This window comes from Ruegeria sp. ABV3_008 (assembly GCF_056161185.1).
Genome location: NZ_JBSWYP010000008.1, coordinates 105,205 through 126,040, shown reverse-complemented (window position 1 = coordinate 126,040; position 20,836 = coordinate 105,205). Strand labels below are relative to the sequence as shown.

At 57.5% G+C, this 20,836-nt stretch carries 19 protein-coding genes; 10 read left to right on the top strand and 9 right to left on the bottom strand.

Translation table 11 applies throughout. The features are described from left to right. Nucleotides 1-37 precede the first annotated feature (37 nt). On the bottom strand, nucleotides 38-1,138 hold the full coding sequence (locus ACXAH8_RS14855) for a zinc ABC transporter substrate-binding protein (RefSeq protein ID WP_475219596.1): 1,101 nt from the start codon (nucleotides 1,136-1,138) through the stop codon (nucleotides 38-40). A gap of 57 nt (nucleotides 1,139-1,195) precedes the next feature. On the opposite strand from ACXAH8_RS14855, the gene ACXAH8_RS14850 reads away from it, so the two are divergent. From ACXAH8_RS14850 to ACXAH8_RS14840, 3 genes are read left to right on the top strand one after another with little or no spacing between them, the layout of a single operon-like run. Further along, nucleotides 1,196-1,708: a transcriptional repressor gene (locus ACXAH8_RS14850; RefSeq protein ID WP_475219594.1), complete on the top strand. Its 513-nt coding sequence runs from the start codon at nucleotides 1,196-1,198 to the stop codon at nucleotides 1,706-1,708. A gap of 2 nt (nucleotides 1,709-1,710) precedes the next feature. Further along, the gene (locus ACXAH8_RS14845; RefSeq protein ID WP_475219592.1) at nucleotides 1,711-2,451 is read left to right on the top strand and encodes a metal ABC transporter ATP-binding protein; all 741 of its coding nucleotides are present in this window, start codon (nucleotides 1,711-1,713) and stop codon (nucleotides 2,449-2,451) included. Further along, nucleotides 2,451-3,245, top strand: a complete 795-nt coding sequence (locus ACXAH8_RS14840; RefSeq protein ID WP_475219589.1) for an iron chelate uptake ABC transporter family permease subunit — start codon at nucleotides 2,451-2,453, stop codon at nucleotides 3,243-3,245. Before ACXAH8_RS14845 ends, ACXAH8_RS14840 begins: the two co-directional genes overlap by 1 nt. Before the next feature lie 6 nt (nucleotides 3,246-3,251). On the opposite strand, the gene ACXAH8_RS14835 is transcribed toward ACXAH8_RS14840, so the two are convergent. From ACXAH8_RS14835 to ACXAH8_RS14825, 3 genes are read right to left on the bottom strand one after another with little or no spacing between them, the layout of a single operon-like run. Beyond that, nucleotides 3,252-4,580 (bottom strand): HlyD family type I secretion periplasmic adaptor subunit, encoded by a 1,329-nt coding sequence (locus tag ACXAH8_RS14835; RefSeq protein WP_475219587.1) that lies wholly within the window; start codon nucleotides 4,578-4,580, stop codon nucleotides 3,252-3,254. 2 nt (nucleotides 4,581-4,582) lie between these two features. Next, nucleotides 4,583-6,673, bottom strand: coding sequence for an ABC transporter transmembrane domain-containing protein (locus ACXAH8_RS14830; RefSeq protein ID WP_475219585.1), 2,091 nt, complete (start codon nucleotides 6,671-6,673; stop codon nucleotides 4,583-4,585). Beyond that, nucleotides 6,670-8,376, bottom strand: coding sequence for an ABC transporter transmembrane domain-containing protein (locus tag ACXAH8_RS14825; RefSeq protein ID WP_475219583.1), 1,707 nt, complete (start codon nucleotides 8,374-8,376; stop codon nucleotides 6,670-6,672). The genes ACXAH8_RS14830 and ACXAH8_RS14825 overlap by 4 nt, the downstream gene beginning before the upstream one ends. Before the next feature lie 525 nt (nucleotides 8,377-8,901). Between ACXAH8_RS14825 and ACXAH8_RS14820 the strand changes: the two genes are divergently transcribed. Beyond that, nucleotides 8,902-12,108: a PA14 domain-containing protein gene (locus ACXAH8_RS14820; RefSeq protein ID WP_475219581.1), complete on the top strand. Its 3,207-nt coding sequence runs from the start codon at nucleotides 8,902-8,904 to the stop codon at nucleotides 12,106-12,108. Nucleotides 12,109-12,120: 12 nt separating this feature from the next. Here ACXAH8_RS14820 and ACXAH8_RS14815 read toward each other — a convergent pair whose 3' ends face one another. From ACXAH8_RS14815 to ACXAH8_RS14795, 5 genes are read right to left on the bottom strand one after another with little or no spacing between them, the layout of a single operon-like run. Further along, nucleotides 12,121-13,473, bottom strand: coding sequence for a DUF4384 domain-containing protein (locus ACXAH8_RS14815; RefSeq protein WP_475219579.1), 1,353 nt, complete (start codon nucleotides 13,471-13,473; stop codon nucleotides 12,121-12,123). Then, entirely contained in the window at nucleotides 13,470-13,880 is a 411-nt protein-coding gene (locus ACXAH8_RS14810; protein ID WP_475219576.1) for an ExbD/TolR family protein, read from the bottom strand. The genes ACXAH8_RS14815 and ACXAH8_RS14810 overlap by 4 nt, the downstream gene beginning before the upstream one ends. Then, nucleotides 13,877-14,305 (bottom strand): ExbD/TolR family protein, encoded by a 429-nt coding sequence (locus ACXAH8_RS14805; protein WP_475219574.1) that lies wholly within the window; start codon nucleotides 14,303-14,305, stop codon nucleotides 13,877-13,879. The genes ACXAH8_RS14810 and ACXAH8_RS14805 overlap by 4 nt, the downstream gene beginning before the upstream one ends. A 10-nt stretch (nucleotides 14,306-14,315) precedes the next feature. Beyond that, entirely contained in the window at nucleotides 14,316-14,936 is a 621-nt protein-coding gene (locus ACXAH8_RS14800) for a MotA/TolQ/ExbB proton channel family protein (protein ID WP_170643312.1), read from the bottom strand. Between the two features lie 3 nt (nucleotides 14,937-14,939). Next, on the bottom strand, nucleotides 14,940-15,356 hold the full coding sequence (locus ACXAH8_RS14795; protein WP_170666648.1) for a hypothetical protein: 417 nt from the start codon (nucleotides 15,354-15,356) through the stop codon (nucleotides 14,940-14,942). A 367-nt stretch (nucleotides 15,357-15,723) separates the two neighbouring features. Here ACXAH8_RS14795 and tssA point away from each other — a divergent pair, with 367 nt between their 5' ends. The 6 genes from tssA to tssE all read left to right on the top strand — a co-directional run bounded on the left by tssA (nucleotide 15,724) and on the right by tssE (nucleotide 20,834). After that, complete coding sequence (gene tssA, locus ACXAH8_RS14790) at nucleotides 15,724-16,770, top strand: type VI secretion system protein TssA (protein WP_475219571.1); 1,047 nt, start codon at nucleotides 15,724-15,726, stop codon at nucleotides 16,768-16,770. 67 nt (nucleotides 16,771-16,837) lie between these two features. Then, entirely contained in the window at nucleotides 16,838-17,353 is a 516-nt protein-coding gene (gene tssB / locus ACXAH8_RS14785; RefSeq protein WP_170378441.1) for a type VI secretion system contractile sheath small subunit, read from the top strand. 3 nt (nucleotides 17,354-17,356) lie between these two features. Continuing rightward, nucleotides 17,357-18,853 carry a type VI secretion system contractile sheath large subunit gene (gene tssC / locus ACXAH8_RS14780; RefSeq protein ID WP_170378432.1) on the top strand — a complete coding sequence of 499 codons (1,497 nt, stop codon included), beginning with the start codon at nucleotides 17,357-17,359 and terminating at the stop codon, nucleotides 18,851-18,853. Between the two features lie 96 nt (nucleotides 18,854-18,949). Further along, nucleotides 18,950-19,444 (top strand): Hcp family type VI secretion system effector, encoded by a 495-nt coding sequence (locus ACXAH8_RS14775; protein WP_170378430.1) that lies wholly within the window; start codon nucleotides 18,950-18,952, stop codon nucleotides 19,442-19,444. A gap of 81 nt (nucleotides 19,445-19,525) precedes the next feature. Then, nucleotides 19,526-20,347, top strand: coding sequence for a type VI secretion system accessory protein TagJ (locus ACXAH8_RS14770; protein ID WP_170643316.1), 822 nt, complete (start codon nucleotides 19,526-19,528; stop codon nucleotides 20,345-20,347). Further along, nucleotides 20,340-20,834, top strand: coding sequence for a type VI secretion system baseplate subunit TssE (gene tssE / locus ACXAH8_RS14765; protein ID WP_170378426.1), 495 nt, complete (start codon nucleotides 20,340-20,342; stop codon nucleotides 20,832-20,834). Before ACXAH8_RS14770 ends, tssE begins: the two co-directional genes overlap by 8 nt. The last annotated feature ends 2 nt before the right edge of the window (nucleotides 20,835-20,836 follow it).

The window sequence follows — 20,836 nt, the reverse complement described above, 5'->3', positions numbered from 1 at the left end:
AGGCCCGGCCGCTGAGCCGGCCGGGCGTTGGCGTGCCTTAGAGGCACTCAGCCAATGTGTTCGCCATGTTGCGCAGAAGTTGGGGATAGAGCGCCGCGCCGGGCTCAAGTTCGGCGCCAAGCGGGTCGATCACGCCGGTATTGGCCTCGGACCCTTCCATCACGGTTGCGATCAGGCCGGGGTTGAACTGCGGCTCGGACAGAACGCAATCAATCCCTTCCTCTTTGATGCGTCCCTGTATTTCCGCAATGCGTGCAGGGCTTGGATCGGATGCATCGCCGATGGAGATCGCTCCCGAGGCCGAAAAGTCGAACGCGTTTTCAAAATACTGGTAGGCGTCGTGGAACACAATGAAGTTGCCGCCTTTGACGGGGGCCAGCGTTTCTGAGATTTCGGCTGAAAGCGCCTCCATCTCTGCGCGCGCGGCGGCTGCGTTTTCAAAGTACTTACCAGCGTTTTCGGGGTCAGCAGCCGAGAGCTGGGCAGCGATGACGTTCAGCCACGTTCCGGCGTTTGCAGGCGACAACCAGGCATGCGGATCGTGTTCGCCATGCGCGTGACCTTCGTGGTCGTCATGATCATCGTGGTCTGCATGCTCTTCATGGCCATGGTCGTCATGCGCGTGGTCATCTTCTTTGTCATGGTCGTGATCATCGTGATCATGTTCATCCTTGTGATCGTCATGATCATCATGCGCATGTTCGTCCTTGTGATCATCACCATGATCTTCGTGACCGTGATCGTCATGATCCTCGTCATCGCCGTGATCATGCGCTTCGAACAGCGCGTTCTCGCGGAAGTCCAGTAGAATGGTTCCGTCCGCCTCCAGCAGCGTTGTTACAGCCGCGCCGCCAGCGAGCGTTTCCACGGCGTTTTCCATCCACGGTGTCAGATCTTCGCCAATCCAGAAGACCAGATCCGCCTCTTGCAAAGCTGCCGCCTCGGACGGGCGCAGGTTGTATTCATGAGGCGAGGCGCCCGGCTGAACGATCAGGCTGGGTTCGCCCACGCCGTCCATCACACGGGCCACAAGCGAATGCACCGGGGCAATGTCAACGGCCACATTCGGGACGTCAGCCAAGGCGGTTCCACCCAGCAATGTAGCGGTGATCGAAATGGAAAGGAGGTTTCTGGACATTGGACCCTCTGTGTGATTTTATAACATTTAATCGCGGCATATATGATATAAGATAACATGACAAGTCAGAGGCAACAGAACTCGACCAGCGAAGCTGCGCCGGTGGGGTTCCATGATCATGACCACGTGTCCTGCGTGGAAACCGGCCTTGCCATGGCCGAGGCAAAGTGCAACGCCGAGGGGCTACGCCTGACGCCTGTGCGCCACAAGGTGCTGGAAATGCTGTTGCAGGAACATAGGGCACTTGGTGCCTATGCCATCCTTGATCGCCTACGGGATGAGGGGTTCGGCTCGCAGCCGCCCGTGGCCTATCGCGCCTTGGATTTTCTGGTCGAAAACGGGTTTGTCCATAAGATCGAACGCCTGAACGCTTTTGTGGCCTGCGCCCATCCGGGGGCGACGCATTCGCCGGTGTTCATGATCTGCCGCGGGTGCGACGCGGTGGCCGAGGCATCCTCGGCCGTTGATAGCGGGGCCCTTGGCGATGCCGCCCGCGCCGTGGGTTTTGAAATCGAACGTACTGTAGTAGAAGCCGAAGGTCTCTGCTGTGACTGCACCGAAAAGGCCTAGCAATGTCCCTTGTCACCGTTGAAGACCTGAGCGTGAGCTACGGGGCCAATACCGTGTTGCGCCATGTCCACATGACCATCGAACCCGGTGAGATCGTGACAATTGTCGGGCCGAACGGGTCCGGCAAAACAAGTTTGTTGCGCGCAATTATCGGGGCCATCAAACCTGCAAAGGGGCGCATTACACGTAAACAGGGCCTGCTGATCGGTTACGTTCCGCAGAAGCTGCATATCGATCCGACTCTTCCCATTTCAGTCGAGCGCTTCATGCGCCTTACCAATCACGTCAGCCGCGCCCGCTGTGCCGAGGCGCTTGAGGAAGCAGGCGTTCCCGATCTGTTGAAGCAGCAGATGACTCAATTGTCCGGCGGGCAGTTTCAGCGCGTGCTGCTGGCGCGTGCCTTGATCAACCACCCGGATATCCTTTTGCTAGACGAAGCGACGCAAGGTCTGGATCAACCCGGTTCAGCGGCCTTTTACCGGCAGATTGAAACCGTGCGCCGCGAGACCGGCTGCGCCATTTTGATGATCAGCCACGAGTTGCATGTGGTCATGAGTGCCTCGGACCGGGTGATCTGCCTGAACGGTCATGTCTGCTGCGAAGGCTCGCCCGCCGTTGTTGCCTCAGCCCCTGAATATCGCGCCTTGTTCGGGACCGGGACAGGAGGAGCGCTGGCGCTGTACCGGCATGACCACGATCATCATCACGACCACGATCATAGCTCTCAGGACGCTGCAGAATAATGCTGGATGACTTTATGACCCGCGCGACACTGGCCGGGATTGGTGTGGCTTTTGCGGCGGCTCCGCTGGGGTGTTTCGTGGTCTGGCGCCGAATGGCCTATTTCGGTGACGCAACCGCGCATGCGGCCATTCTGGGCGTTGCGCTGTCACTAACCTTCCAGATGTCTATTTTCGCGGGCGCATTGGCCGTAGCTCTGTTGATGGCGTTGACGGTTACTTTGCTGTCCGGGCGGGGATACGCTATGGACACACTATTGGGCGTTCTGGCCCACTCTGCGCTGGCCTTTGGCTTGGTTGCCGTGTCATTCTTATCGGGAGTCCGCATTGACCTGATGGCTTATCTTTTCGGCGATATTCTGGCCGTTTCGCGCACGGATCTCGCAGTGATCTGGGGCGGGGCGGCACTGGTCGTTGCCTTGATCGGCTGGCGCTGGTCGCAGCTATTGACCGCGACCCTGAACGAAGAGCTGGCCTATGCCAGCGGCTACGACCCCAAGCGGGAGCAGTTGATCCTGACCCTGTCTCTGGCGGTGACCGTCGCGGTGGCAATCAAGGTCGTCGGCGTTCTTCTGATCGCAGCCTTGCTGATCATTCCGGCCGCTGCTGCGCGCAGCCTCGCCCGGTCGCCCGAATCCATGGCCTTGATCGCAGCGGCCATCGGAGCGGTTTCCGCCCTAGCCGGTTTGCGGGCGGCTTACGTGTTCGACACACCTGCAGGGCCGTCAATTGTATGCGTCGCGGCAATCTTGTTTGCCTGTTTCAGCCTGCTGGGATGGAAAGGTTACAAGCGGTAGAACGCCTTACCTTTCATTAAAGGCCCGCTCCAAAGTCAGTTGGACCGGTTTCAACAGATAGCTGAGAAGCGTCTGCGCACCCGTTGTCATTTCGGCCACAACGGTCATACCCGCCTGCAGCGGACGGTTGAACGCGCCGGTGCCGATAGTTGAGCCGGCCAGGACGAAGGAGGCCCGAAAATAGGTCTCGCCCGTTTGTTCGTCTGTCATGGGCAGGGGATGCACCGACTGCAACCGCGCCTCGACCTTACCAAAGCGGCGGGCATCGAATGTATCTATGCTGATCGCCACCGGGTGTTCCAGGGCCACATGCCCAACCTCGGAACTGGGAATGCGCGCCTCGACCATCAGGGTCTGCCGGGTCGGAAGCAGTTCATATAGGGTTTCACCGGGGGCAATCACCTCACCGGGATTGGGCGAGGCCACCGACTGAATCACGCCACGCACCGGAGCGATCAGGCGCAGGTCGGCAAGCCTGGCCTCTACGAGTTTCTGTGAGGTCTGCAACTGGCGGTGTTCGTGTTCCAGCGCGTTGATGCGGGTCAGCACGTCCTCTCTCAGCGTCAGCGCCTCTTCTGTGAGGGCCGCCTTTGCAAGGGTCAAAGTGTTTCGTGCCTCGGCGGCGCGGACACGGGCTTCCTCGGCAGCGGCGCGCATGGCGTCGACTTCGTCTTCTTCTTCCAGAAAATCACTGAGAGATTTCAGTCCCTGTGTCTGCAGCTTCGCGTAGCGATCCAGAACCTGCTCTTTCTTTGTGACCCTTTGGCGCGCGAACTCTGCGGCGTCTTCAAGTATTTGCAATGTCTTGGTCTGCTGCTCAATCGAAACGCGCTGAACCTTCTGGCTTTCCAGGAATAGCTCAATACGGGCCGCCGCCGTCGTCAAACCTGCATTTCTTAGCGTTTGTATCTGGGTCGACCTGTGCAGAGCTTCACCTTCAAGCATGGCCAGCACGGCCTGTGCATTTTCTAGATCCCGCGCGACCGAGGAGGTTTGGGCAGATAAGACCTCCATCTCTTGTGTCATCTCCGGGTGGTGCAATTCGACCAGAATATCACCGATTTCCACAGTTTGACCGTCCTGAACATGGACTGAACGGACAATCCCGCCTTCCATGGTTTCGATCTGAACATAGTGGCCCATGGGAACGATAGTGCCCGGCGCGCGCGTGATCTGTGGGACCTCAGTTCGCCATGACAAGGCGATCAGACTGGCAAGAAAACCCGTGATAGCAAGCGCGAGAAATGCTGCGAACCGAGGCGCGCGGGCACGCTTTCGTCGAGCGCTGCGGTCCAGCGGTCCTTCTCGGTTTGCGGACTTTGTTCGGAAAACCATCGTCAAGCTCCAAGCGTTTTCAGGGCGGCCAGCATCTTCTTTCGCCCGACATCTCCGGTGTCGTTCACAGCAACCTGACCTGCGTTGAGATAGATGAAGCGATCGGCGATGTTCAGAAACGATCGATCCGCTGTCGCGATGATCAACGTGCGATTTCCGGCCTGCTCCTTGACCCAGGTTTTGAATGCTTGACGGCGCGTGTTGCTCAATCCGTTTGTCGGTTCCGAGAACAGATAGACCGAGGCTGGACGTGCCATGCTGCGTGCAAGGGTAAGAGATTTCATAATCTCATCGGGCATTTGCGAAACGGTTTGGTCGGAAAGACGCGTCTGCACACCGTCTGGCAGAATGTTATGCCCTTGTCGTAAGCCCATTCGATCTAGCGAGGCTTGAATTTCCATGTCGGAAAGGGACGGCGCGGCCATCTGGAAATTCTGAGCAACTGTCCCATAAAACAGTGATTTTTCGTAAGTCGCATAGGTGACCGATTTGCGCAGCACGTCCCGCGCGATCTGGCGGATGTCGATCCCGTCATGCTCGATCATTCCCCCAATCGGGGACGCCAGACCATCGATCAAATCTAGAATAGCCGTCCGCGCAGCCGTGTCGCTGCTCAGGACAATGACGACTTCACCCGGATTACATGCCAGGCTGACTTGCGACAGGATCGGAGGGCGAAGTGGATCCGGGCGGTATGTCACCGAGGAAAACGAGATAGCGCCGCTCAGCGCTTTTTGGTGGGACAAGCCGAGGCCAAGCTCCATCTCTTGTGGCAGGGACATCACCCGGTCTGGCTGCTCGCGGCTGGCTTGGAAAGACAAAATCTGCGGAAAACCGGAATACAGCGCCTGTAGTTGTCCAAAGATCTTTGACACCAACGCGATTGAGGCGATCAGAGCTCCAAAACTTAGTGTGCCGGACATGGCGGCATGGGCGCACAGTATGATTGCACCGGTTGTGGCCAAGCCCCCAAGTGTTTGCCCCAACGATTGTGCAAGTGCCTGGAATTGCCGAGCGCGCTTTGTGCTTTCCTCACCGGTTTCGATCAAGGGCATGCAGCGCTGAAGCCAGCGCGTTTGCATGCCGAGGCTTGCGAAGGCGCCTTGATGGACGATCGCGTCCTGTACCGCCAGCTGGCTGAGCGCCACGTCCTGTGCGGCTTTCTTTTCAAGCTGTTTTTGACGAGGGATCGTGATCAATCCCACTATCGCCAAAGCCACTGCCAGCCCAAGTGTCCAAAGCCCAACGCTTGGCGCAAGATAGAGCAGAAGGGCGAGGAACAGTAAGGCGAACGGCAGGTCCAGAAGCGTGGTGATCATCTGCCCTGTAAACATCTCTCTTAGCGCCTCGAACTGGCGGAACCGAGACAGGTGCTGATTGACGTCCGAGCTTTGCATTTGGCCCAGTGGCAGGGACATCAGTTTTCGGAATAAGGCTGTCATCAGCTTTTTTTCTCCGCGCCAGCCAATATATGTCAGCGCGCGCGTGCGCATGTGGCGAAAGCCCATGTCCGTCGCCGCGAAGACGGCGACCCCAACGGCCAAGGATAGCAGCATATCGACTGATCCTGACGGGATGATCCTGTCGTAAACGGCCATGATCAAAAGCGGAGCAAAAAGGCCCAGGATGTTGCTGAGCAGGGAGACAAACAAAAGGCCTGGCAGGATCGGGCGGAGGTCGCGAAAGGCCTTTGATACGGTGATCTGCGTTTTCGCGGTGCGATCAAAGGCAAAACGATCAATCCGAAACAGGGTGCAACGATGACGCGGGAGCTTTTGGAAACTTGGATTTTCCACCTTTACGTCGTCAACCAGCACATGCGCACCTTTGCAGTCCAGCGCGAGGAAGGCTGGCGCATGATCGGGTAGCACCAAGGCGGGGCAGTCCGAGGCCGCGATCTCGTGCATCCGACACCTGATTTGCGCGAAGGGTATTCCGAGGTTTTCCAAGGTTTGTTTAATATCCCCCGGCTGTAAGCGTTGGGAAAAGTGTGGAAACGCTTCGATCAGGCTGTCTTGGTCATGTTTCCAACCACTTGCCTGCAATAGCGACTGGAAAAGCTGGGTGGTTTTTTCAATCGTCAAAATGGTCATGCGGCACCTCTCTTTATGCGGCACGCTTCATCAGTGTCCCTGAGGGAATCCTCTTGCCATTGAAGCAGATCGGAGGTCCGGGGGTTGCCCAGTTGAGCGAATTGATCTGTCAGCTGGCGCATCCGGGGGTCGGGGCTTGCGATCACCAAAGTGGGGCGCGGCGAACGCGTTTTCAAACAAGTGGCCAAAGCCTGGCGGTCTGGCGCGTCAAGAACAGACGAGGGTTCATTGATCAGCAATATCCGAGGGTGCAACGCAAGGGCTCGGGTCAGCGCGATCAGCTGTCGGTTGACCGGATCGCTTTCAAAACTCGACCCCTTGCCCAGCTGGGTATTGTAGCCTTCTGGCAGCCGTTGAACACGCTGCTCCAAACCAAGCGTGGCGGCAAGCTGTTTGGCATGTTCAGCCGTATCGACGCCGCCAAACGCGGTCAGATTGTCCAGCAAGGTTGCTGAAAGGATCGCAGGGTCGCGCTCCAGCGCCACTATCCCGCCCCGACCAACAAGGGTGGGCCGTTCAGTTGTTTCAACTTCATCTATCAGGCAAGAGCCAGCGTTGGGCTTTTGATAGCCCAGAATGGTCGCAAAGAGGGCATCGACCATCCAGCTTTCTTCCGCCTCTATCAGTATTCCAGTGTCAGCTGGCAGATGAAAACTCGCGGGGCGACTGGAGGTCTCTTTGTTTTGCGGGTGTGACAGGCATAGTCCTTCGACCCGCAGATCACCTTTGAGCTTTTTGTGCCCGATCCAGCTTGGCGGTTGCTGAGAGATACTGTCCATTTCGCGCAGTTTCCGCCGGGACAAAGCGACGCTTTCTGACTGAACCCATATCGTCATGATCTTGGTTAAAGGCTGAATGATACGACCATTCAAAAGCATGCAGGCTGCCAATTCGGCAATCCCGGTCATGTTCTGGATGACAAGATAAGCCCCCAGTAAGCCCATTGCGGCAACCATGATCTGCCCGAAAACAGCGCCAAAACTCTGCGCAAAACCTGAGAACAGGATCAACTTGCGGCTGACGTCTACGGTCTGGTCCTCCAGCAATTCAAACCTTCGGGCCATCTGAGGCTCCATTCGGTTGGCTTTGACCGTGGACAGGCTGGACAGCAGGGACGAAAGGAACGCATAGCGCCGCGTGTCCAGCGTCTTGCGACGCTCGAACAGGGACCATTGAAGGTGTTTCATCACCCCCGCAAACACTAAAACGATATAGAGCGCGGCGATTGGGACCAGAACCAGCCACCCTCCGATCAAGCCGATCATGAGGGCGAACAGGATCGTAAATGGCAGATCAATGACGAGCGTCTGGCTCTGACCTGATTGGTGTTCTCGCAGTTGGCTGATCGCCATGAAGCGGTCAAAATAGGTGCTGGCGGTGTCTTGGGAGAAGTGGATCGGGTTTGCGTTCAAAACCTGTTCAAGGAACCGGCGCTGGCGGGTGACAGCACTCTCTTCGGCCCCGGTTGTCAACAGAACAGAACGCGCCCAACGCAACAAAAACTCAAGCCCAGCCCCAATCACCAGTGCCCAGGTCAGGATGCGCAACGTCTCGGTCGCCTGAAAGGGGATGATGCGGTCGAAGATCAGCAAAATGGTGATTGGCGCCAGAAGGGACAGGATGTTCAGGGAAAGCGACGCCGCCAGAAGCGGAATACCCATCCGCAGCCTTGTTCTACGCTTGACCGCCCTGTTCGCCTTCATGTGTTCACGCCCGTTCATTTGCCCCCTAGGTTTGGGGTCGAGGCTTTTAAAAACGAGTAAACATCAGGTCGCGTGATGCGCTAAATTTAGAAAAAAATGCATGTATTTCAGTAACTTTCGAGAAAGCTCGGCGTGCTACTGATTTTTGGGAATCGTCAGTATACAAATCGGGGTTTTGCGATGAAAAAGCCGGACATCAATCTGAATTTTCAAGCGAATTCCGCGAGGTCTGCGCAAAGCGAAAAGCATGATATTGCAGAACACCTTTCACGGGCACCTGCAAGTTCGGCTGAGGACCCGACCAGGAGTACTCTGCATACGGGCGAACAGGCGCAAGGGGTGCTGGATGAAGCTCAGACCAGTGTCGGAGCACCTTCGGCAGGTGTCAATTTCGCTGAGAAAACGGTGGTTGAAGAAGGTGTTGAATCAGGCAAAGCAAGCGTACTGCAAAGCGTTGTCGCACGGGCTGGGTCGTCTGTGAAAACAAGCCCATCTGGCGAAAGTGGGCAATCTGAGTATCAAGGGATGGCCTCCTCTGCGGACACAACTGTCGGACCACTTTCTACTGCCGATGCATCGACCGAATTGCCTGAAGTTACGCTTGCGGTCGAGCTGAACGCGCCCACCCCTCCGACAATTCCTGCGGATTTGCCCCCTCAGCCGCAGGAAGAACAAAACCAAGCCCCCAAGGATGTCATGCTCGACGGCTCAAGCCTCACAGAGAACGATGAAGGCGCGGTGGTTGGGATCATAACAGTGTTTGATCCGGATTCGGATGGGCCGCATCAGTTTGAGGTGTCTGATCCTCGATTCGAAATCCTCGACGGTCAGTTGCGATTGAAACCCGGCGTTGCGCTCGACCATGAAGACGCAGGCAGTGTTGAGGTGGATGTCACCGTTACGGATGAGGGCGGCTTGAGCTTGACTGAGCGTTTCACAATCGACATTGCAGATGTGAACGAAGGCCCGGAAACTGTGTCTTTGGATAACACAACCCTAGCCGAAAACGCGATGGGGGCGACGGTTGGAAACATTTCCGTCGTGGATACTGATCTGAATGACACCCACCGTTTTGAGATCTCGGATGAACGCTTTGAAATCTCGGACGGGCAATTGCGCTTGCGTCCCGGTATCTCGTTGGATCACGAGGCCGAAGATCACATTGAAATCAGTATCAAAGCGACCGACGCCGGAGGCTTGAGCGTCACCGAAACAATCTCGATATCGGTTCAGGATATCAACGAAGCGCCGATTGATCTGACTGTTCAAAACGGAACAGAAAACCTGATCCGGAACGGCAGCTTTGAGGAATTCGAGCTTGCACAGGGCCGGTGGAGGGGGTTTGACGATGATCAATCCGGTGCCTGGACCGATGCCAACGGGATCGAGATATGGGACCGCCTAGGAGGGCTGCAGGCCTCGGACGGGGATCAGGTGATGGAGATGGACCATGGCTGGGGCATGGATAGCATCTCTCAGGTCGTGCAGACGCAAGAGGGGCAGCTCTATGATCTGGGCCTCGACCTGCGCGAACGCCTTGCGAATGGCACCGATACGATTGAGATGTATTGGAACGACACTCTGGTTGCAGAACTTGATCCCAAATCGTCGGATTGGGAGACGTTCCAACTGCAGGTTGTCGGTACAGGTCAGGACAAGCTGGAACTGCGTGAGGCCGAAGGCCAGAATGACTCTTATGGCGCGTTGGTCGACAATATCACTCTGACCGAAGCGCAGTTGACCGTGGCCGAACATGTCGCGGGTGCCGTGATTGGTCAGGTCCGATTCGATGATCCCGATCATGGTGATACGCACCGCGTCGAGGTCTCGGATGACAGGTTCGAAGTGATCGGGGGCCAGTTGCGCCTGAAACCGGATGTGGCGCTAGATCGCAGTGAGACTGAGGCCTTGACGGTTGATGTGACTGTCGTCGATGAAGGTGGACTAAGCACGACCGAGACACTTTCTATCTCTGTTGCAGACAGGCCCGATTTGTCGATCAGCACCGGGTTTCACGCTAAGTATTTCGATGTCGATCACCGCCTTAAGCGACTTGAAGATGTGAACTGGGACGCCCCCGCCACGCATCAGGAGGTCACGACGGAGATTAACTACGAAATCAGCCGCGGGTCCTTTTGGGAAGATGGGTCGCGAAACACGTTCGTCGTTGAGGTCACCGGAACAGTACAGGTTTCGGAGGGCGGGACGTTCTCCTTCCATCTTGGTGCGGACGATGGTGCTTTGCTGCTAGTTGATGGAGTGCCGGTCATCGAAAACGATGGTCTGCATGGCTACCAAACCCGATCAGGTCAGATTGACCTCGAACCGGGAGCGCATTCGATTGAAGTGCGCTATTTCGAGAATTTTGGCCACGCAGGCCTGAAACTGGAATGGGATGGCCCCGGCCTTGACGGCCGACAGCTTGTTTCGGCCCCGGATGTCGCTCAGGCGCAGGTCGTGGCGGGGACTCCGCTCGCTTTCGATATCGACACTACAGCTTTGGAACTTAGCCAAGCTACCTTGTTTTCCCTGGATGGATTGCCGCCGGGAACGCAGGTTGAAGTGGACGGTCAGACCCATGCTGCCGGTCCAGACGGGACAGTAGAAATGGGCAGCTGGCAGGGGGGAGCGCTGACCATAGAATCTCCATTCGACTTCTCGGGCCCTATTGATGTGGGGGTACGTTCCTCCACTCCAACTGAACTAGGTGGTAGCCAAGACGCTGTCCAGACAGTGTCATTCGAGGTTCACCCAGTGCAGGTTTTCGCTCCGACTGCGCAAGTGATTGGAGGATTTCAGGCTAGTTACTTCGATGCGGAAAATAGGTTGTCGAAATTGGACGACATTGATTGGAGCGCCGACCCGACACATCAGGAAATCGTGTCTGAAATTAACTATAAAAAAAGCGCTGACTCGTTTTGGGAAGGCGGATCAAAAGACACATTCGGCGCCCGCTTGGAGGGGCGCATTTCGGTCGAAGAAGGCGGCACATACACCTTCTTTGCCGGAGGGGATGATGGCGTCGTATTATTCGTCAATGGTGTCGAGGTGATCGAGAATGATGGTCTGCACGCCTATAGGACCCGAGCCGGTCAGATCGAACTCGCCCCAGGCACCCATGATATTGAGGTCAGGTATTTCGAAAACTACGGGCATGCAGGGCTAAAACTGGAATGGGATGGCCCTGATACCGAGGGTCGCGCCTTGGTCCGGGCTGACCCTGGGCTGACGATTGAAGAAAACGGGACCTTAGCGCTTGGCATTGACCTTACGGGTGCCAGCGATCATGCGGATGTGGAAATTGAGGGGTTGCCCGCCAACAGCCTGATCGTAGGCGCAGAGGCCGCCGTGATGTCGGATGGGGGGCCGGTTGATGTGAGCGGCTGGGATATCGGCTACCTTGAAATCTCGCCACCACCGGGGTTCGAGGGCGCAATTGAAGGCCAGATCGTGATCTCGGATACCGGCTTTAACGGCGCGCCGGTGACATCGACAACCGCGTTTTCGATGGATGTTGGTGATGTTGATGCGCTTACGAAACTCGATGCGCCGGATGAATTCGCGTTCTTCGCGAGCGCCTCGCACAACGGGGATGTAGTATCTTGGGATGCAGATTCTTCGGAAGCCGCGCATGACGAAGCTGACGATGTTCTAAATGAAGACGTGATCTCGCCATCACACTCCGAGATCACGAGCATTGAGACGGAGGCCTATGAAAGAGTCGATTGGTAGTCCGTGGCTGGCCTATTCGGACGTGGTTATGAAAAAATAGACCCACTCGCCCTTGAATTCCGGGTCGTTGGTGCGGGCGCCGGCGACTCGATCTTTGAGGAACTCAAGGTAAGGTCCTGCCGGTTCGATCAAGGGTCTTTCCTCGTCAAAGAGGGGGGTCGACGCCGCGAAGGCCACCGCGATTTCTTGTCCGTATGGAGGGCCGATGGTGATAAAAAGGCCGGGGTCGCCTTGTTTCTCAGCGCCAATTTTGAATGCAGATTTGGCGGGTGTTCTGGCAAGCGGGACCGATGCGTTTGGGCTGAGATGTATGACCTGACCGTCGGCGTCGAAATAGTCGACATAGATATAGGCGTCGTAGTCGGCTCCGGTCAGATCAAGGACCAGTTGCTGACCTGAAGCGTAGCGAAACTCCCGCGTGTGAATATCATCGCCTACTAGCAAGGGGTTGGTGATCTGGTCGGTGGATTGTGGCAAGCCCACATCGACAATCCCGCTGAGCGCGCCGCATTGGGGTCGGGGAAGGATGAGCAGATTGTCAGTGACCTGAATATTGGCCCCCATCTGCGCCTGAAGCGCCGACATGACAGGCCCGCGAAGGCCGTTTTCCGGGATATGACCGATCAGCTCGAGGGTGTTTGTTTCTGGGCGGAACTGCACCTGAAGGCGTGAACACGGTACCTGGGCCAGCAGGCCGTCTATGCCATCACGCAGGTCCTCAGCCGCTTGACCCGCATCTTCGGGGCGCGTGAAACTTTGAAAGGCGGTGAGGCTTACGGGATCAATCGGGGAATCGCCGGTTGCCGAAAACACATCAGCCGCCTTGGCCCTTGGGACATCCGGTTGGGTTTGGGTCAAAGCGACAAGCTGCGTCTGCACGGCCTGAGCGGCATCGAAGGACGGCTGTGTCAACGCCACTGAATCCGACTGCGTCTGGTTGGATGACACTGTGGTCGTCGGCAACTTGGCCGAGGCCAGAGTCACCGCAACCGCCTGTTCGGCAACGACAGATTGCGGCTTGTCTGGAACGGCCACCAGAGGCTGCGTTTGGTTGGCCACCTGGTCGCTGGCACCTAGGCTTAGGGCATTCGCGGCAATCTCTGGGGCCGAGGATTGAGGAATAGCGCCCTGCGCCAATCGCGCGCCGCTTGTTTCTTCGGTTGAGGTCGCCTCTGCATCCGGCTGCGCTTGCGCGGCGGTGCTTTGTTTGACCTGATGCGCGGAAAGCTGCATCCGTGTTTCCGGTACGGGCTGCTCGATCACGGGTTCAGGGTCTGTTGACCAAAGCAGAACGACCGCAGCCACGGCGTGAATTGTGACCGAGCAGAACAGCGCAACGCCCCATATCAACGGAGTGCGCGTCACCGGACCGGACCCGGAGGTGTAACGACCAGCACCACATCCCGCGCGCCCATCGCCTCGAACGTGGCGATTAAGGGCAAGACCTCGCGCAGGGCGGCATCCTGATGGGCGTTGATGCGGAGCAGCAGGTCGGGCTGTTCGGACAGCGCCTCCTCGACCGATAGCGCGATCTGATCCGCAGGAAGCTCTGTTCCGTCCAGGGCCAATTGGCCATCAGCGCTGACTGACAGGGTCAATCCTCCCGCTGGCATATCCGCTCCGGATTGCGACACCGGCGGGGTCACGTCGAATGGCGCGGTGGCGTCCATGCGTCCGATGAGCATGAAGAAGACCAGTAGAAAAAAGACGACATCTATCAGGGCGATGATGGTTTCGGGGTGGTGGCGTGGGGCCGGGCGGGTGATCCTCATGGGCGCGCCTCCAACCGGACGACGCGCATATTGGTCACGCCTGCGCGGGTGACGACGTCCATGACGGTGACCAGCGCCTGCATGCGAGCGCTGCCGGTTGGTAGAACGATCACCGGAGTTGCAGGGGCCTGGGCGATTCTATCGGACAACAGCGCCTCAAGGTCCTCAGAGGTCAGCGCTTGCCCGCGGAAATAGGGCGCTCCGTCGCCTCCGATACGGATCACTATGGCGCTGGCGGGTTCACCCGAGCTGCCGGATGGTGCAGACCGATCCGCTTGAGCCAATGCTGGGATCATGTCGAGGTTCAGATAGGTCGAGGTCACCATGAAGAACACCAGCAGGATCAGCATCACGTCGATCATCGGCACCAGTGAGATCAGGGGCCGTGTCGGTCTGCGTCTGTTCAGGCTAAGCTCGGCGGACATGTGTGAACCCTTACTGCGTGCCGCGTTCCTCGATCACCATCAACTGCCCGACCGCGTTCTCAATCGCCTGAGCGCCCGCTTCTGCGCGGCCCGATAGCAGCGATGCGCCGACAGCGGCGGGGATAGCGACCAACAGACCGGCGGCGGTGGTCAGCAAAGCCTGCCAGATCCCGCCTGCAAGGACCGAGGCATTGGCCGCGCCTTGCGCCAGCTCCAACTCCTGAAACGACTGGATCATCCCGGTCACGGTCCCCAACAGGCCAAGCAGGGGTGAGATCATCGCGATCAGCTCCAGCACACGAATCCATGTGTTCATGGCAGCGAATTCCTGATTGCCGCGACGTGTAAGCTCGGCCATCAAGGCGGGCCCCTTGAACCCATCGTTCAGCGCCTGCATGGCATAGGCGCAGACGCGATCAGCCGGAGATTTCCCCGCAGCGACGGCTGCCAGCGCCGCCTGCTTGTCGCCCTTGGACCACTGCACCAGTGCTGTGTCCCTCGCGCCTCCGCCGGATCGAACTGGGGCCAGTTGCATCGCCTTGATGACGATCAAAGTGACCGAAAGCAGCGACAACGCGCCAAGGATTGCGATGATTGGGCCTCCTGCGCCCAGTGTCTCGAGCCCGAACATGATCTATTGCGCCAGATTGGCTGAGGTCTTGCTGCCCAGCGCCAGCAGGGGGAAGCAATCCAGAGGTTCGGCGTTCTGGGGCTTGCAGGCCGGCAGGTCATGCAGCAGCACCTCAGAGATATTGGAGCATTCGATCTCGGGGATTTCGAACAGTTTCAGCACGGTGCGTTGAACGGGCAGGGGGGCCGCGTCGATGGATAGTAGCCGGTCGATCACACCATTACTGTCGAGGATGGCCAGCGACATCTCGAATTCTTCGAAACTGTTGTCAGTCTGGTTGCGAAACAGGAAGAACGCGCGGCATCCGCCGTTGTCGGCGGGTTCGAATTTGTTCAGTTCGATTCCAAGGCGGCCCTCATCGGCCTGCGCGGTTGCGGCCATCAGTGTCAATGCAACTGCGCCGAAAAGCGATTTTCTCATCTTCCTACCTCTGCTGCCGGTCGTTGAACCCACATCCGATGTCTTGCGTCGCGGGCGTTAGCACTGAACATTGCAGAAACAGGGCGCATGCGGGAAGATATTTCTGCAATGGGTCACGTTCGCGATGGAATGATGAACTTGCCCTGGCGTAAACAAACGGTACGGCGGGTCGGGAAAATGTGTATATTAATCTCAACCTGGTCTGCGCATTGCGACCGATTAACCACACAAACCGCAGAGGAAACTGGAAGTGTTTGCGAGTTTCGCCATCATGTGAACTAATTCATACACAAGATTGCAGGCGCTGCTGTAAGCGATTCAACAAGAACAACAAGCTGCGATCGAACAGGACGGTATTGGGAATAAAATGGACCTTTCATCTTATCTGGAGCCCAGAGACGACGAACCCCCCAGCGGAGAAAATCTGGAATACGATCCGGCCTTTACGGACCTCGAGATCGCGGCTCAGCCGGGCGAAGAGCGTCAGATGGGCGATGAGGTCGTCGCGGCCGAGGAACAGGACTGGCGCGATGTCGAGGAAAAGGCCTTGGCCGTCATGGAAAAAAGCCATGACATCCGCGCCGCCATCTATCTTGCTGAGGCTGTTTTGCACACCAAAGGCCTTCCCGCTTTTGCTTCGGCCGTGGGCTATGTGAAATCCCTGCTGGAAGACAATTGGGACACATGCCACCCCGAGCTGGATGAAGACGACGGCGATGCCACGATGCGCATAAATGCGGTGCGCGGTCTGGCCTCGTCCGATCGGATGGTACGCGCCTTGCGTCGGACCGCCTTGACGGACAGCCGTATGTTCGGTCGGATGACCCTGCGCCATCTGGACGTCGCCGAGGGTCGCATCAACATGCCCGCAGATTTGGACGACGCGCCGGATGCAACCGGGGTTGCGGCCGCGTTCAAGGATACCGATGACGAGGTGTTGAAGGCCAATGCCGATGCAGCGTCCGCCGCTCTGGATGATGTCGAGGCAATCGACGCTGTATTCAGCGACAAAACTCCCGGCGAAGGTCCGGATTTGACGCCTCTGTCTGATGCGCTGAAAAGCATCAAGCAGGCGTTGGCCAGCTATGCCGATGTCGGTGAGGCCGAAGAAGTCGAATCCGGCGACGATGACAGCCCAAGCAGCCCATCGGGTGCCCCGGCCGCGCCGATGGCGTCGGGCGGAGGCGGCGGTGGGGCGATCAACACGCCCGAAGATGTCACGCGGATGCTGGAGCGCATCATGGATTATTATGCCCGGTGCGAGCCCTCCAGCCCGCTGCCAATTTTGCTTGACCGTGCCAAGCGCCTTGTGAATGCCGATTTTCTGACAATTATCGAAGATATGGCAAAAGAAGGTCTGGATGAGGTGCGCCAGATCGGCGGCATTAAAGAAGAAGACGATGACGATTATTGATCCGTTTGGGCGCAAGCCGAACACCGGATTGAAAAGAAACACTGATGGATGAATCGAGGAGCATCAGATGGCTGACAGTTCACAAAAGTTTATAGCCCGGAACAGGGCTCCGAGGGTTCAGATCGAATATGATGTTGAACTCTATGGTGCCGAAAAGAAGGTCCAGCTGCCCTTTGTCATGGGCGTCATGAGCGACCTTGCCGGGAAATCCGAGGTCGAGCAGCCCGCCGTGGCCGACCGCAAGTTCCTGGAAATTGACGTCGACAATTTCGACGACCGGATGAAGTCGATGGCGCCGCGCGCGGCCTTTACCGTGCCGAACACCCTGACGGGTGAGGGCAATCTGGCCGTCGATATCACGTTCGAGAGCATGGATGATTTCAGCCCCGCCGCGATTGCCGCGAAGGTTGAGCCTCTCAAGGAGCTGCTGGACGCGCGCACCCAGCTGTCCAACTTGATGACATATATGGATGGTAAAACCGGGGCCGAGGATCTGATTTCGAAGATCATGCAGGACCCGTCGCTGCTGAAGACACTGGCAGCCCAGCCCAAACCCGGCGCTGACGCCGCCGAGGAGGAGTAAAAGATGGCCGAAGAAGAAGCCAAGGTAGAAGCCGCCGAAGGCGCAACCGCGTTTGGATCCTCGGAATTCGAGGCGCTGCTGACGAAAGAGTTCCGCCCTAAGTCGGATCAGGCGAAAACCGCCGTTGAAAGCGCGGTCAAGACGCTGGCCGAACAGGCGCTGGCGAATACCGGCCTGATCTCGGACGACGCTTTGCGGTCGATCGAAGGAATCATTGCCGAGATCGACAAGAAGCTGACCGAACAGGTCAACCTGATCTTGCACCACGAAGATTTCCAGCAGATGGAAAGCGCGTGGCGTGGTCTGCACTATCTGGTGAACAACACCGAAACCGACGAGATGTTGAAAATCCGCGTGATGAACATCTCGAAGAAGGATATGCACAAGACCCTGCGCAAGTTCAAAGGAACTGCATGGGATCAGTCGCCCATCTTCAAAAAGCTCTATGAAGAAGAGTTCGGCCAGTTTGGTGGTGAGCCCTATGGCTCGCTGGTGGCGGACTATCACTTCGACCACAGCCCGCAGGACATCGAGCTGTTGGGCGAGATGTCCAAGATCGCTGCTGCCGCGCATGCGCCTTTGATCACCGGTGCCAAGCCCAGCCTGTTCCAGATGGACAGCTGGTCGGAACTGGCCAACCCGCGTGATCTGACCAAGATCTTCCAGACACCGGAATATGCCGCATGGCGGTCGCTGCGCGACAGTGAAGATGCGAAATATGTCGGTCTGGCAATGCCGCGCTTCTTGGGTCGTCTGCCTTATGGCTCGAAAACCGAACCAGTTGAGGAATTCGCGTTTGAAGAAGACACCAGCGGTGCAACCAGTGACAAATATAACTGGGTCAACGCGGCCTATGGTATGGCGGTGAACATCAACCGGTCCTTCAAGGAATATGGCTGGTGCTCGCGTATTCGCGGCGTGGAAAGCGGTGGCACGGTCGAGGGCCTGCCCGCGCATACCTTCCCAACCGACGATGGCGGCGTGGACATGAAGTGCCCGACCGAGATCGCGATTTCGGACCGTCGCGAGGCGGAACTGGCCAAGAACGGCATGATGCCTCTGATCCACCGCAAGAACAGCGATTCGGCGACCTTCATTGGCGCGCAATCGTTGCACAAGCCGGCGGAATACGATGATGCGGATGCAACCGCGAACGCCAACCTGGCTGCACGCTTGCCCTATCTGTTCGCGACCTGCCGCTTCGCGCATTACTTGAAATGCATGGTGCGTGACAAAGTTGGCTCGTTCAAAAGCCGTCAGGATATGGAATCGTGGCTGCAGGGCTGGATCAACCAATACGTGGACTTCAACGCCGATATCTCGGCCGAAGCGGAAAAAGCACGTAAGCCTTTGGCCTCGGCCGAGGTGGTTGTGGAAGATGTCGAAGGCAATCCAGGCTATTACACGTCCAAATTCTTCCTGCGCCCGCACTATCAGCTGGAAGGCCTGTCGGTCTCTCTGCGTCTCGTATCGAAACTTCCGTCCGAAAAAGCTGGATAAAGGTCAAAAAAATTGGCGGCATGTGATGTGTTTCACTGCCGCTGCTACGACCCTCCGGTAAACCGGGTTTAGAAACTAGAAAAGAGGAAGGCTAAAATGGAAAACGTATTTGTACAAATGGACTTCCCGGGCGAAGCACGGGAAAAGCAGCACAAAGATTGGATCGCGGTTAAGTCGATCTCGTGGGAGGTTGAGCGGACGCTGGACATGTCCGACATGGGCACCACGCAGCGCGGCTATGCCAACGCGAATTTCGGCAAAGTGACCCTGAACACCGAGCTCAGCAAAGCGTCTGCCAAGATCATGACCTATGTCGCGTCTGGCAAGTCGAACTCGGAAATGCTGATCCATATGTGCCGGTCCGGCGATGACGAAAAGAAAGGCATGGAGCCTTATCTGATTATCAAGCTGCGTGACGCAATCGTGGACAGCTACTCGGTAGATGGCGGCGAAGATTCGATCCCGTCGGAAACCTGGACCGTCGCGTATCGTGGCATCTCGGTTAAGTACAAGATCGCCGACTTCAAAACCGGCAAGCTCAGCGATTGCAACGAGTTCCTGTGGAACCTGGAAACTGGCGACGTCAGCTAAGGTTTCAAACGACTACGGGTCCCGGTGGCATATGCCACCGGGGCTTTTGCACTTTTTCCATCCTGACTGCGCGAGGGTTACATGACGCCGGAAGAGCATCTTAAATCAGGCGATCTGGCGGCCACATTGGCCACTCTGCAAGATAAAGTCCGTGCCAATCCCGCAGACGCCAAGCTGCGGATTTTCCTGTTTCAGCTGCTCTGTGTGATGGGCGACTGGAAACGCGCGATCACCCAGTTGAAACTGAGCGCGGAGATGGATGAAGCGGCCACGATGATGGCCAAAACCTACCGTGAGGCCATCATTTGTGAGGTCTACCGCGAAAAAGTCTTTGCCGGGGAAAAGACCCCGATGATTTTTGGCGAGCCAGAAGAGTGGCTGGCCCATTTGATCGAGGCACAGAAACTGACGGCTGGCGGGCATTTCGACCAGGCCGCCGAACTGCGCGCAAAAGCGTTCGACGCTGCGCCTGCGACATCCGGTACGGTCAATGGTGAAGCGTTCGAATGGATCGCCGATGCCGATATGCGGCTGGGGCCGGTCCTCGAAGTAATCGTGAATGGCCGCTATTTCTGGCTGCCGTTTTCCCAGATCGTGCGGGTCGACATCGAGCCGCCCAGCGACCTGCGTGACGCGGTCTGGACAGCCTGCACGCTAACTGTTGCCAGCGGAGGGGAACTCGCCGCCCTGATCCCAACTCGCTATGCCGGTTCGACCGAGCAGGGCGATGATGCCGCCCGTCTGGCGCGGGCGACCACTTGGGTCGATGCCGGCGGCGAAACCTTTGTTGGGCTGGGCCAGCGTTTGCTGACTACAGATAAGTCCGACATCGCGCTGCTGGACATTCGCGAACTGGTTCTGGACGTGGCGGCCGGGGCCGGGGAAACGGCGGGAGATGGCTGAGAAGACCCTTGCCGAACGTCTGCAGCCCTCGCTTCTGGACCGGTTGACGGATGACGCACCGGATCAGTTGAAAGAGGGACGGGATTCCCGCGTGATTGACGTTGGCCGCCTGCGCGAGATCATTCAGCGCGATCTGTCAATGCTGCTGAACACCACCGATCAATCCGATCTGATTGATGAGGATGTCTATCCTTATGCCTCCAAGTCGGTCCTGAACTACGGCATCCGCCAGACCTCAGGCTCGTTCTCAACCTTGCGTCAGGCCCAGCGCATTCAGAAGTCCATTGCCGATTCCATTGAGGTGTTTGAACCTCGGATCGTGAAAGGCTCGGTCGCGGTCGAATTGCGCTCGGAAAAGCAATCGGGCGAAATGCATGTGGACTATGACATCCGCGCCGTGATGTGGGCACAACCCATGCCTCTGGAATTGTATCTGCGCAGCCGGGTCGACGTGACCACCGGCGAAGTCTCGATCGAGCGGAGCTAGGC